At 37.0% G+C, this 12,261-nt stretch carries 12 protein-coding genes; 5 read left to right on the forward strand and 7 right to left on the reverse strand.

The window, feature by feature from the left end:
* The 5 genes from mscL to arfB all read left to right on the forward strand — a co-directional run bounded on the left by mscL (position 1) and on the right by arfB (position 5,443).
* Positions 1 to 402 carry a large conductance mechanosensitive channel protein MscL gene (gene mscL, locus BUC31_RS03230; RefSeq protein ID WP_073241218.1) on the forward strand — a complete coding sequence of 134 codons (402 nt, stop codon included), beginning with the start codon at positions 1 to 3 and terminating at the stop codon, positions 400 to 402.
* Positions 403 to 645: 243 nt separating this feature from the next.
* Positions 646 to 1,635 (forward strand): aspartate-semialdehyde dehydrogenase, encoded by a 990-nt coding sequence (locus tag BUC31_RS03235; RefSeq protein WP_073241219.1) that lies wholly within the window; start codon positions 646 to 648, stop codon positions 1,633 to 1,635.
* Positions 1,636 to 1,721: 86 nt separating this feature from the next.
* Positions 1,722 to 3,878 (forward strand): prolyl oligopeptidase family serine peptidase, encoded by a 2,157-nt coding sequence (locus BUC31_RS03240; RefSeq protein ID WP_073241220.1) that lies wholly within the window; start codon positions 1,722 to 1,724, stop codon positions 3,876 to 3,878.
* 85 nt (positions 3,879 to 3,963) lie between these two features.
* Positions 3,964 to 4,953 carry an ABC transporter ATP-binding protein gene (locus tag BUC31_RS03245; RefSeq protein ID WP_073241221.1) on the forward strand — a complete coding sequence of 330 codons (990 nt, stop codon included), beginning with the start codon at positions 3,964 to 3,966 and terminating at the stop codon, positions 4,951 to 4,953.
* 88 nt (positions 4,954 to 5,041) lie between these two features.
* The gene (gene arfB / locus BUC31_RS03250) at positions 5,042 to 5,443 is read left to right on the forward strand and encodes an alternative ribosome rescue aminoacyl-tRNA hydrolase ArfB (RefSeq protein WP_073241222.1); all 402 of its coding nucleotides are present in this window, start codon (positions 5,042 to 5,044) and stop codon (positions 5,441 to 5,443) included.
* Positions 5,444 to 5,456: 13 nt separating this feature from the next.
* Here the strand turns inward: arfB and BUC31_RS03255 are convergent, their stop codons facing one another.
* The 7 genes from BUC31_RS03255 to BUC31_RS03285 form a co-directional block, all read right to left on the reverse strand.
* Positions 5,457 to 6,785 carry a GntP family permease gene (locus BUC31_RS03255; RefSeq protein WP_073241223.1) on the reverse strand — a complete coding sequence of 443 codons (1,329 nt, stop codon included), beginning with the start codon at positions 6,783 to 6,785 and terminating at the stop codon, positions 5,457 to 5,459.
* Between the two features lie 72 nt (positions 6,786 to 6,857).
* A complete protein-coding gene (locus BUC31_RS03260; protein WP_139251885.1) occupies positions 6,858 to 7,328 on the reverse strand; it encodes a 3-oxoacyl-ACP synthase in 471 nt (156 codons plus the stop codon).
* The gene (locus BUC31_RS03265) at positions 7,315 to 7,926 is read right to left on the reverse strand and encodes a cytochrome c-type biogenesis protein (RefSeq protein ID WP_073241224.1); all 612 of its coding nucleotides are present in this window, start codon (positions 7,924 to 7,926) and stop codon (positions 7,315 to 7,317) included. The genes BUC31_RS03260 and BUC31_RS03265 overlap by 14 nt, the downstream gene beginning before the upstream one ends.
* 173 nt (positions 7,927 to 8,099) lie before the next feature.
* A complete protein-coding gene (locus tag BUC31_RS03270) occupies positions 8,100 to 9,215 on the reverse strand; it encodes an NAD(P)/FAD-dependent oxidoreductase (RefSeq protein ID WP_073241225.1) in 1,116 nt (371 codons plus the stop codon).
* Positions 9,216 to 9,303: 88 nt separating this feature from the next.
* Positions 9,304 to 10,656, reverse strand: coding sequence for an acetyl-CoA carboxylase biotin carboxylase subunit (gene accC, locus BUC31_RS03275; RefSeq protein ID WP_073241226.1), 1,353 nt, complete (start codon positions 10,654 to 10,656; stop codon positions 9,304 to 9,306).
* Positions 10,657 to 10,740: 84 nt separating this feature from the next.
* Complete coding sequence (gene accB, locus BUC31_RS03280) at positions 10,741 to 11,232, reverse strand: acetyl-CoA carboxylase biotin carboxyl carrier protein (protein ID WP_073241227.1); 492 nt, start codon at positions 11,230 to 11,232, stop codon at positions 10,741 to 10,743.
* 33 nt (positions 11,233 to 11,265) lie between these two features.
* The gene (locus BUC31_RS03285; RefSeq protein ID WP_073241228.1) at positions 11,266 to 12,258 is read right to left on the reverse strand and encodes a beta-ketoacyl-ACP synthase III; all 993 of its coding nucleotides are present in this window, start codon (positions 12,256 to 12,258) and stop codon (positions 11,266 to 11,268) included.
* Positions 12,259 to 12,261: the final 3 nt, after the last annotated feature.

Consider the following 12,261-nt stretch of genomic DNA (forward strand, 5'->3'; position numbering starts at 1 on the left):
ATGTTAAAAGAATTCAAGAATTTTATTTTGACGGGTAACGTCATCGATTTTGCTGTAGCAGTTATTTTAGCTGGAGCAGTAGGGTTAGTAGTAAACGGATTTGTTGCTGATATCATCATGCCAATCGTAGGTCACTTCGCAGGTGGAGTTGATTTTGCAGATTTGAAATTAGTTTTAGATGAAGCTGTTGTTGGTGCAGATGGCGCAATTGCCAAGCCAGAAAATGCTATCCGTTGGGGTGCATGGATCAACACTATTGTTAACTTATTAATCGTTGGATTTGTAATGTTCATAATCGTTAAAGCTTACAACAAAACTAAAACTCCTCCAGCTCCAGCTGCACCAGCAGGACCAACTGCAGAAGAGTTATTAGCAGAAATTAGAGATTCTTTAAAGAAGTAATCCTAAATAATACTCCCTATTATAGGGTACCGTTGCACTGCAACTTACATTAATAAAAACCGTCAACTTTGTTACGCTAACATTGTTGACGGTTCTTTTTTTTTGCACACTTTCCAAAATTACCTCCAAATAAACAATTGTTATAATTTAAACAATTTGTTATATTTTGATTATTCTTTTCTTTTTTACTTGTGCAAGTACTAGTAATACCTATTTTTGCCGCTTAATATAATTGTTTTACAAATGAAAGTAGCTGTAATTGGTGCCACAGGCATGGTTGGCGAAGTAATGTTGAAAGTATTGGCTGAACGTAATTTTCCTTTAACGGAATTATTATTAGTTGCCTCTGAACGTTCTGTAGGTAAAAAGATGACCTTTAAAGGTAAAGAGCATACGGTTATAGGTTTAGCAGATGCTGTAGCCGCAAGACCAAATATTGCCATATTCTCTGCAGGTGGTGACACCTCTCTAGAATGGGCTCCAAAATTTGCTGAAGTAGGTACAACGGTAGTAGATAATTCTTCTGCTTGGAGAATGGATCCGACCAAAAAATTGGTTGTTCCTGAAATCAATGCTCATGAGCTTACGGCCGAAGATAAAATTATAGCAAACCCAAATTGCTCTACTATTCAGTTAGTAATGGCATTATACCCATTACACAAAAAATATAAGATGAAGCGTGTTGTTGTTTCTACCTATCAGTCGGTTTCTGGTACTGGGGTAAAAGCAGTTAAGCAACTAGAAAATGAAATTGCAGGTGTACAAGGCGAAATGGCATATCCTTACCCAATTGGTAGAAATGCATTGCCACATTGCGATGTTTTCATGGAAAACGGATACACTAAAGAAGAAATGAAATTGGCGCGTGAACCTCAAAAAATACTTGATGATCGTACATTTTCAATTAGCGCAACAGCAGTTAGAATTCCTACAGCTGGCGGACATTCAGAATCTGTAAACGTAGAGTTCGAAAATGACTTTGAGCTTAACGAAGTCCGTCGTTTGCTAAATGAAATGCCTGGTGTTACCGTTCAAGATAATCCTGATACAAATACCTACCCAATGCCAATATATGCCCATGATAAAGATGAAGTTTTTGTTGGTCGTATACGTAGAGATGAAACACAAAGAAATACATTGAATATGTGGATCGTTGCAGATAACCTTAGAAAAGGTGCAGCAACAAACGCTGTTCAAATTTCAGAATACCTTGTAGAAAAAGGCTTAGTTTAATTTATACCCTTTACAACGTTAAAACCTTCAAAACTTAGCTGTTTTGAAGGTTTTTTTATGGTATTTTAGTGCAAACTGAACTACTCATGAAAAAAATAATACCTGCGCTACTTGTCCTTGCGCTCATTTCTTCCTGTAAAAACGAACCAAAACCTGAACCCATTATTGTGAAATATCCTGTTACCGCAAAAGTTGATACTGTAGATACTTATTTTGGCACTGAAGTTAAAGACCCTTATCGTTGGTTAGAAGATGATAGAAGCCCCGAAACCGAAGCCTGGGTAAAAGAACAGAACAAAACTACATTCGGTTATTTAGAACATATTCCATTTAGAACCGACTTAAAAAATCGATTAGAAAAATTGTGGAATTATGAAAAACTTGGCTCCCCATTCAAAAAGGGAGATTATACCTATTTCTATAAAAACGATGGGTTACAGAACCAATATGTTGTCTATAGAACTAAAGGTGATGCCGCCGCTGAGGTATTTTTAGACCCAAACACATTTTCTGAAGATGGCACAACTTCTCTAGCAGGTTTAAGCTTTACCAAAGATGGCTCACTAGCAGCCTACCTTATTTCTGAAGGTGGTAGTGATTGGCGAAAGGCTATAATACTGAATGCGGAAACCAAAGAGGTCGTAGAGGATACCTTGATCGATATTAAATTCAGCGGGCTCTCTTGGAAAGGTAAAGAAGGTTTTTACTATTCTAGTTATGACAAACCAAAAGGTAGTGAGCTATCGGCTAAAACCGATCAGCACAAAGTCTACTATCATAAATTGGGTACTTCTCAAAAAGATGATAAACTCATATTTGGTGGTACACCATCTGAAAAGCATAGGTATATTGGTGCTTATGTTACTGAAGATAATAAGTACTTATTAATTAGTGCCTCTGTTTCCACTTCTGGTAATAAACTATTTATAAAAGATTTAGAAGACCCTAACGGTTTACTTATTCCTTTGGTCGAAGATACTGACTCTGACAACTATGTAATTGACAATGTCGGCTCTAAACTTTACATAGAAACGAACAGAAATGCACCGAACAAGAAAATAGTTACAGTCGATGCCAAAAACCCTGAAGCTAAAAATTGGGTTGATTTTATCCCTGAAACGGAAAATGTTCTAAGTGCTGATTTTGGTGGTGGATACTTCTTTGCAGATTATATGGTAGATGCTGTCTCTAAGATTTTTCAGTACGATTATAATGGCAAACTTATACGTGAAGTTAACTTACCTGGTTTAGGTACTGCTAGTGGTTTTGGTGGCGAAAAAGAAGATAAAGAATTTTACTTCTCTTTTACAAATTACAACACACCGGGTTCTACATATAAATACGATGTTGAATTGGGCACTTATGAATTATATTGGAAACCAGAGATAGATTTTAATCCGGCAGACTATACTTCTGAACAAGTATTTTATGCGTCAAAAGATGGTACCAAAATACCTATGATCATCACGTATAAAAAGGGAACGGAATTAAACGGTAAAAACCCAACTATTCTTTACGCCTATGGCGGATTCAATGTAAGTTTAACCCCGTCTTTCAGCATCGGTAATGCCGTTTGGATGGAACAAGGCGGAATATATGCTGTTCCCAATCTGCGTGGTGGTGGTGAATATGGAAAAAAATGGCATGATGCGGGTATAAAAACTAAAAAGCAAAATGTATTCGATGACTTTATTGCTGCTGCAGAATACTTAGTAGAAAATAAATATACTTCAAAAGAATATTTAGCTATTCGCGGAGGTTCTAATGGCGGATTGCTAGTTGGCGCCACAATGACCCAAAGACCAGATTTAATGCAAGTAGCATTGCCTGCAGTTGGGGTTATGGATATGTTGCGCTATCATACATTTACGGCTGGCGCAGGATGGGCTTATGATTACGGTACTGCAGAGGACAATGACGAAATGTTTCAGTATTTAAAAGGATATTCTCCTGTACAGAATGTAAAAACAGGTACAGCTTACCCAGCTACTTTGGTTACAACAGGTGACCATGACGACAGAGTAGTACCCGCCCATAGTTTTAAATTTGCGGCAGAGCTTCAAGAAAAACAAGAAGGTACAAACCCAACTTTAATACGAATTGAAACAAATGCCGGTCATGGCGCAGGTACGCCTGTAAGCAAAACCATAGAGCAATATGCAGATATTTTTGGCTTTACACTTTACAATATGGGCTACACCGAGCTACCTAATAAAAGTGTTTTGAAAGATTTTAAGGAGTAATTACCTTTTGAAATCAATAAATTATTGAAAAATCCGTTTCAAATTGGAACGGATTTTTCAATTTTGCATTCCTAAGAATAAAAACATGTTACGAGTAGAAAATCTATCATTTTCATATGATAAACTTCCAGTATTAGAATCCATTAATTTACGAATTCAACGTGGAGAACATGTGGCTATAATTGGTGAAAGCGGGTGTGGTAAAAGTACTTTGCTGAAACTAATGTATGGTTTGATGGATTTAGAGCAGGGTGAAATTTTCTGGGAAGACGAACAAATTTTAGGTCCAGCATACAACTTAGTTCCTGGTGCTCCCTATATGAAATACCTGTCTCAAGATTTTGATTTGATGCCATTCATTACCGTATCTGAAAACATTAGCCAGTATCTTTCTGTCTTTTATCCTGAAGAACTTAAAGAAAGAACTGAAGAGCTATTAGAGATGATAGAGATGACTGAGTTTGCCGATAAGAAAGTAAAAACATTAAGCGGTGGTCAGCAACAACGTGTTGCTTTAGCAAGAGTATTGGCACAAAAACCACAAGTGCTACTTTTAGATGAGCCTTTTAGTCATATTGACAACTTTCTAAAAAACAGCTTGCGCAGAAATATGTTCAATTACTTAAAAGAGAATCTAATTACAACTATTGTCGCAACTCACGATGTAAACGATGTTTTACCTTTTGCCGATCGCGCCGTTGTTTTACGCGATAAAGGCATTATAGCCAGAGCAAGGCCTATGGAGCTTTATAAAAATCCTAAAAATTTGTATGTCGCCTCTCTTTTCGGTGAGGCAAGTATGATTTCTATAGATGTGCTTAAAACCTATGCGAATACAAAAAGGAAGATAATAGTCTATGCTCACGAGTTTCGAGTTTCACCTTCATCAGGATTTCATGTTATTGTAGAAAAAGCATACCCTATGGGTGCTTATTACTTAACCGAAAGTAAAAGCGATGATGATGAAACCATCTTTTTCAATGCCGATAAATTATACCCGAAGGGGAAAGAATTGTTTTTGAATGTGGCTATTGAAACTATCAATCAGCGTATACAAGAAGCTGCTGCAAATTAATTCTAAAAAACGAATAGGCATACAACTGTTGTTATCCCCTATAAAAACAGGAGCATTACTTTTTGTTTACTTATGTTAAAACCGTGTTGTGAACCAAGAACAAATTCTTACCGAGTTACAGTTTAAAGCCATTAGAAGTAGTGGTCCTGGTGGTCAGCATGCAAATAAAGTTTCTTCTAAAGTAGAGTTGTCTTTCCATATCCAATCTTCAGCCGGACTAACAGAACGCCAGAAAAAGAGGGCGTTTCTAAAATTAGAAAACAAACTGAGTAAAGAGGGGCTTCTAATATTACAGTGCGATGAATCTCGTAGCCAGCACAAAAACAAAGAATTGGTTATTAAACGATTCTTGAAACTTCTAGAAAAATCTTTAGTAGTACCCAAAGCTCGAAAGAAAAGTAGACCCACCAGATCATCTATTGAAAAGAGATTGAAAGGCAAGAAAATTGCTTCACTCAAAAAGTTGAATCGCGGTAAGCCAGACTACTAATAGCTGTATGGTTTTATGCGAAAATAGAATAGAATACAAACACGGTTATTGCACCTGTAAGACCAAGAACACCTGTACCTAAGCCGAAAAGACGATACCCTGTTTTTACATTCATGCCGCTCATTTGTGTTACCACCCAAAAGAAACTATCATTGGCATGAGAGATTACTGCAGAACCAGCCCCTATAACAACAACTACCAGAGCTTTCTGTATTTCGGTATCAAAACCAAGTGACGACATCATAGGCATGATTATAGATGCTGTCGTTACCAATGCCACGGTTGAAGAACCTTGTGCTGTTTTCAACGCTGCAGCTAAAACAAATGGCAAGAAAATACCCATATTATAATCAGTCAGTGTTTGCCCTAAAATATCGGCAATACCTGAGTTTTGTAATATTTTACCAAAAATTCCGCCAGCTCCCGTTATCAATAATATAGAAGCTGCATCTTTAATTGCTTTACCAACCCAACCCGAAGAAGAGAGCATATCATAATTTAATTTTTTAGGCAAGAGTAGACATAAGAAAACCCCTATCAATAGTGATATGACCGGTTCACCCACAAAATTGATAAAATCTAATAGTCCGTTTTCTTGTCCGATATCCATGGAGTTTAAAACAGACTTCAAGACAATTAGAAAAATAGGAACTAGAATAGGTATAGACGCTTTTAAGGCACTAGGCGAATCTTTAATTTCTTGTTCTGCTTCTAGTGCATCTTCAACATCAGGTTCTATCATAGTTTTAGAAGCATACTTTTTAGCGAATATAATTCCTACAATCAAAGCCACTATACTTGTTGGAAATCCGAAAGCGATTACTAAACCTAAATCTGCTCCAAGAATTCCTGCTGCTGCTATTGGACCGGGAGTTGGTGGCACCATCGTATGCGATGCCATTAAGCCCAAACCTAATGCTATTGCAGGACCAGCAATAGAAATTTTGGCTTTCTTGGAAAGACTTTTATTTAAAGGGTGCAGCAACATAAATCCACTATCTGCAAATACAGGTATTGATACAATATAACCGATAATACCCATTGCCGTGGGCACTCGTTTTCTACCTATTAAACCCAATACTTTTTCTGCAATGGCAAATGCACCACCCGTATGCTCAAGAAACGCACCAATGATTACACCAAGTACTATAATCAACCCTATCTTACCAAGTGTACCGCCAAAACCTTCATTGATAGATAAAATGATATCTGCATAGGGCATACCAGCAAATATTCCGTATAAAATTGAAATGATGAACAATGCCAAAAAAGCATGGATCTTAAGCTTTGTCGTCATTATAATTATGGCAATGACTGCGATGAGTAAATAGAATATTTCCATGATCGGTGGTGGTAAAAGTGGTTAAGGGTATTTTTACTGGTTTAAGATAGCCAAATAAATAGCAGGATGTATTTATTGAATGCCAACTATAACCAGCTCCTTACCATTAAAACTAAAAACATCGCCAACCGCTTTACCAAAAACAAGCTTACCAATAGGTGTTGCGGCAGATATACAGTATACTGATTTAGGTTTACTATTAAACTCCCCTGCTGATATAGCAATATAATACACAAATGAATCTGTAACGACCAAACTACCTAAACCTACCGTTGGGGCATTTCTGTCTTTTGGCACTTTTGAAAGTAGTTGTTGGGTTTTTTCTAGTTCTGCAAGTTGTTGACCCAGTTTTTCACGCTCTAACTGAATCATAGCACGACCGGTTTCGTGTTTATCTCCAGCACTACTTTTTGTTTCTGACGTGAGCGCAGTTTCAAGCTCTTTAATTTGATTCTGTATTCTTGTCAACCTATCGTTCACAAAAAGTACACAAAAATCGTAAGCCTCTTTTTTTAAAATATCAAGTGATTCAGTTTCCTTCAATATGGTACAGATCTGCTAGTTTATAGATCAAGTAATTTACAATTTGATTATCACTTTCACCAGCACTTATCATCTTTTGAATCTCTATTTTATTTTCAGCTTTAAAATAATCTAAATCACCAGAACGGTCATCACTAAATATGTTCCAAGATTTAAGTCCGCTTAGCATTGCCTTATGTGCTTCATAACGTTTTGTAATAGACTGTACTCTCTTTTTGTCAACCTTTACGCTAGCTTCTTCATCATGCAATAATTTATAGTCTGCAGTGATTTTGGTATCAGCTTTTTCTGCTTCGGTAATGATTTTGAAATATGCCTTAGACACTAATGATTCATATGTTTTATTGAAACCAGCATCTATAATCTCATCTTCAGCTAGAACAACATCGTTATCTGTACTTGCGTATAAATCGTCGTTGTCATATGAATTATCAGCTATTAAAGATTTTTTCCATGCTTCACTTTTAATATGCTCTTTCCAGACTTTTGCATATTCTCGTTGGTAGTCCGTTTTAGATACACCACAACTGGTAAGGCAAATACTAGCTATTACAACTGTTAGCACAGCTGTAGCAATTCTTCTTAAAAGTGTTCTCATATAGTTTATTATGCTATTACAAACCATCTCAAAAGCCTACTGTTCTAGGTAAACTGATAAGTGCATTATTGGGTAATAGTTAAAATATGGGGATGTACAATTTATAAATAAAATTAAGAGTACCGTTGTCTTTTGGGTAAGATTTAAAAAAATCAGGTTAAAAAGAGCATATATTAGTTCATCAAATTAGCCAACTTCTTACCAATTGTGCTGCCAATGGCAATGCCCATACCGCCCAGTCGTACTCCACATGCTACATTACTAGACACTTGTTTTACAATGGGTTTCTTTTGGTGACCAACACCCATAATCCCACTCCAGCTATAATCGATTTCAAAAGCGGTATTGGGTAAAATGACTGTATTTAATAGTTGCTTTAGTTTGTTTTTCACCAAGGTAGTAGTAGCAAATTCAGTAGTTTCTTCGGTTTTAAAGTCCAAATTACGCCCACCGCCCAACAAAATACGATTATCAATATTTCTGAAATAGTAATAGCCTTCTTCTAAATGAAAAGTGCCTTTAACATGTAAGTTTTTAATAGGTTTTGTGATTAACACCTGCGCACGTGCCGGCTTCACATTCTCAGATAATAATTGAGCAGCAAAACCATTGGTGGCTATCAGTAATTTCTTGGTTATAAATTCTAGGTCATCTGTTTTAACAATTACTTCCGCTCCTGCATCTTCAAAAGAATGTACTTTGGTTGAATTTACAATTGTGATGTTTTTTTGCTGCGCTAATTGCACTAAAGATGTCATCATCTTACCGGTATCAACTTGCCCTTCAAAAACCTGAGATATATAGTTATTATTAATTCCTTTGAAATTGAAGGTATCTGGAGTGGTTTTAAAGGCAACCTCTTTAAAAACCGGATGTAGTAACTCGTTTACCAACTTTAATTCCTTCAGACAAAGCTCATATAATTCTAAATCCTTGTTTAAAAACAATTCGTGTCCGCCATAATTTTGATACCCTATTGTTGCATCACCTAAAAGGTTGCGCAAAGAATGTATTCCATCATATCTTTCTTGTACCAAATCAATTACCTCTTGTTCTGAGTGTGTTTTTAAGTCGGATAAAATTTCAGAAATACTCCCAAAACAGGCAAATCCTGCATTTTTGGTACTCGCACCTTGGGGAAGTTTCCCTTTTTCTAAAATAAGAATACGTGCCTTCGGATATTTTCGCCTTAATTCTAAAGCACAATTTAAGCCTACAATACCACTACCAATAATTGTATAATCGATATTCGAAAACCACGACGTACGTTCCCAGTAGCTTAAATTCATAGTAGCATTTTGATTGTGATATAAGATAGAAAAATCAATCTAAAAAAGGACATAAAAAAACTCCAACATTGCTGTTAGAGTTTTTTGATTAATCTTCTTTAGGTGGATTCATTTTCCAATCATTCATAAAGGCCGTTGTGTAGTTACCAGCCAAATAATCTGGATGATCCATTAACTGCCTGTGAAAAGGAATGGTTGTCTTAATTCCTTCAATTACAAACTCATCTAAAGCTCGCTTCATTTTATTGATTGCCTCTTCCCTAGTTTGGGCAGTAGTAATCAACTTAGCGATCATTGAATCGTAATTTGGAGGAATGCTATACCCACTATATACGTGCGTATCCATTCTTACCCCATGACCACCTGGTGTATGTAAGGTTGTAATCTTACCTGGCGATGGTCTAAAATTATTATATGGGTCTTCCGCATTAATTCTACACTCTATAGAATGTAATTTTGGAAGGTAGTTTTTACCTGAAATCGGCACACCTGCAGCTACAAGAATTTGCTCACGAATTAAATCATAATCAATAACCTGCTCTGTAATTGGGTGCTCTACTTGAATACGGGTATTCATCTCCATAAAATAGAACTTACGGTGCTTATCTACCAAAAATTCTATGGTACCCGCACCTTCATATTTTATGTATTCTGCAGCCTTAACCGCAGCCTCACCCATTGCTTCTCTTAACTTATCTGTCATGAAAGGTGACGGAGTTTCCTCTGTCAACTTTTGGTGACGACGTTGTATAGAACAATCTCTTTCTGATAGGTGACACGCTTTACCGAATTGATCACCAACAATTTGAATTTCAATATGACGTGGCTCTTCGATCAACTTTTCCATGTACATACCACCATTACCAAAAGCAGCGGTTGCTTCGTTTACGGCGCTATCGAAAAGCTCTTCCATTTTGTCTTCAGACATTACGGCGCGCATACCTTTACCTCCACCACCAGCAGTAGCTTTGATCATTACAGGATAGCCCATTTTCTTGGCTATCTTCTTGGCATCTGCAACATCTTTCAATAGACCTTCTGAACCAGGTACACAAGGCACACCAGCTTCTTTCATGGTTTCTTTGGCCGTAGCCTTATCTCCCATTTTGTCTATTTGATCACCAGAGGCTCCAATAAATTTTATATCATGCTCAGCACATATACGTGAGAACTTTGAGTTTTCTGAAAGAAAACCATAACCTGGGTGAATAGCATCTGCATTTGTAATCTCTGCAGCTGCAATTATATTAGGGATCTTTAAATAGGATTCGCTACTAGCAGCAGGACCAATACATACAGCTTCATCTGCAAAACGCACATGTAAACTTTCTTCATCTGCCTTACTATATACAGCTACCGTTTTAATACCCATTTCTTTACAGGTACGAATAACACGCAATGCGATTTCTCCCCTATTGGCAATCAGTATTTTTTTAAACATCTTTTAAATTTTAAGTTCTTGGTTCCATAACATTCTTAAACACCATTTAACAAAGGCATTTAACAATAACTACTCAAAATTTGGTTAAGACGGATCTACCAAAAATAATGGTTGATCAAACTCTACTGGTGAAGAATCATCTACTAATATCTTAACGATTGTACCAGAAACTTCAGATTCGATGTCGTTGAACAATTTCATTGCTTCAATTACACATAGTACATCTCCAACACCAATAGTTTGTCCTACCTCAACAAAAACAGGTTTGTCAGGAGAAGGTTTTCTATAAAAAGTACCAATGATCGGAGACTTTATAGTGATGTATTTATCATCTTCAGCTTTCTGCTTTTCAGCTTCTGTAGCTCCGGCTGCCGCTTGAACTTCTACTGGTGCAGGGGCTGCTGCTGGCATAGCTTGTTGAGCCATAGGCATTGTATGCACATACGTTGGCTCAGAATTAGCTGATAAGCTTCCGGTACGAATGGTGATCTTAATATCATCCGTTTCCAGTTTTACCTCGCTAGCGCCAGACTTGGCAACAAACTTGATAAGGCTTTGAATTTCTTTAATATCCATATTTTCTAAGTTATAATTGGTAGTTGTTGTTAGTTAATAAGCCCATTTCAAATAGATAGAACCCCATGTAAAACCACCGCCAAAGGCAGCAAATACCAGGTTATCTCCTTTTTTAAGCTGTTTTTCGTAATCGAATAATAATAATGGTAAGGTTGCAGAAGTGGTGTTACCGTAGCGTTGAATATTCATCAACACTTTTGATTCGTCTACACCCATTCTTTTAGCGGTGGCATCAATTATACGCTTATTCGCTTGATGCGGCACTAGCCAGTCTACATCCTCTTCTGTAAGATTATTTCTATCCATGATCTTCGCTGCTACATCTGCCATATTAGATACCGCAAATTTGAACACCGTTTTACCTTCTTGAAAAATGTAGTGTTTTTTATTGGTCACACTTTCTATAGTAGCTGGCATTATAGATCCGCCACCTTCCATGCCCAAAAATTGTCTCCCGCTACCATCTGCTCTCAAATACTCATCTTGTAGACCAAGACCTTCTGTATTTGGCTCAAAGAGTACGGCACCGGCACCATCTCCAAAAATGATACATGTGGTACGATCGGTATAATCAATAATAGAAGACATTTTATCTGCCCCTATAAGTAGTACTTTTTTATATCTACCGGTTTCTATATGACCGGCAACTGTTGACATGCCAAAAAGAAAACTGGAACATGCAGCTAATAGATCGTAAGCAAAGGCATTAACTGCTCCAATTTCTGAAGCAACAAAAGCAGCTGTAGAAGCTACCATACTATCGGGTGTTGCCGTAGCAACTATAACAAGGTCTATTTCTGAAGCATCTAGCCCCTTCTTCTCCATTAGGTCTTGTGCCGCTTTAATGGCTAAATACGACGTACCTTCTCCTTCTTCCTTCTTTAGTACCCTTCTTTCTTTAATGCCCGTTCTGGTAGTAATCCATTCGTCATTGGTTTCAACCAAATCTTCAAGCATTTTGTTGGTCATTACAAACTGGGGAACGTAGCCTCCTACCGCGGTAATAGCTGCTGTAATTTTGGTCATACT

Origin of the sequence: Maribacter aquivivus (assembly GCF_900142175.1) — a bacterium.
GTDB lineage: Bacteria > Bacteroidota > Bacteroidia > Flavobacteriales > Flavobacteriaceae > Maribacter > Maribacter aquivivus.

What these genes read in the sequence shown, in the direction of transcription:
- mscL (WP_073241218.1), top strand. Translation starts at nt 1, where the DNA reads ATGTTAAAAGAATTCAAGAATTTTATTTTGACGGGTAACGTCATCGAT.
- BUC31_RS03235 (WP_073241219.1), top strand. Translation starts at nt 646, where the DNA reads ATGAAAGTAGCTGTAATTGGTGCCACAGGCATGGTTGGCGAAGTAATG.
- BUC31_RS03240 (WP_073241220.1), top strand. Translation starts at nt 1,722, where the DNA reads ATGAAAAAAATAATACCTGCGCTACTTGTCCTTGCGCTCATTTCTTCC.
- BUC31_RS03245 (WP_073241221.1), top strand. Translation starts at nt 3,964, where the DNA reads ATGTTACGAGTAGAAAATCTATCATTTTCATATGATAAACTTCCAGTA.
- BUC31_RS03255 (WP_073241223.1), bottom strand. Translation starts at nt 6,785, where the DNA reads ATGGAAATATTCTATTTACTCATCGCAGTCATTGCCATAATTATAATG.
- BUC31_RS03265 (WP_073241224.1), bottom strand. Translation starts at nt 7,926, where the DNA reads ATGAGAACACTTTTAAGAAGAATTGCTACAGCTGTGCTAACAGTTGTA.
- BUC31_RS03270 (WP_073241225.1), bottom strand. Translation starts at nt 9,215, where the DNA reads ATGAATTTAAGCTACTGGGAACGTACGTCGTGGTTTTCGAATATCGAT.
- accC (WP_073241226.1), bottom strand. Translation starts at nt 10,656, where the DNA reads ATGTTTAAAAAAATACTGATTGCCAATAGGGGAGAAATCGCATTGCGT.
- accB (WP_073241227.1), bottom strand. Translation starts at nt 11,232, where the DNA reads ATGGATATTAAAGAAATTCAAAGCCTTATCAAGTTTGTTGCCAAGTCT.
- BUC31_RS03285 (WP_073241228.1), bottom strand. Translation starts at nt 12,258, where the DNA reads ATGACCAAAATTACAGCAGCTATTACCGCGGTAGGAGGCTACGTTCCC.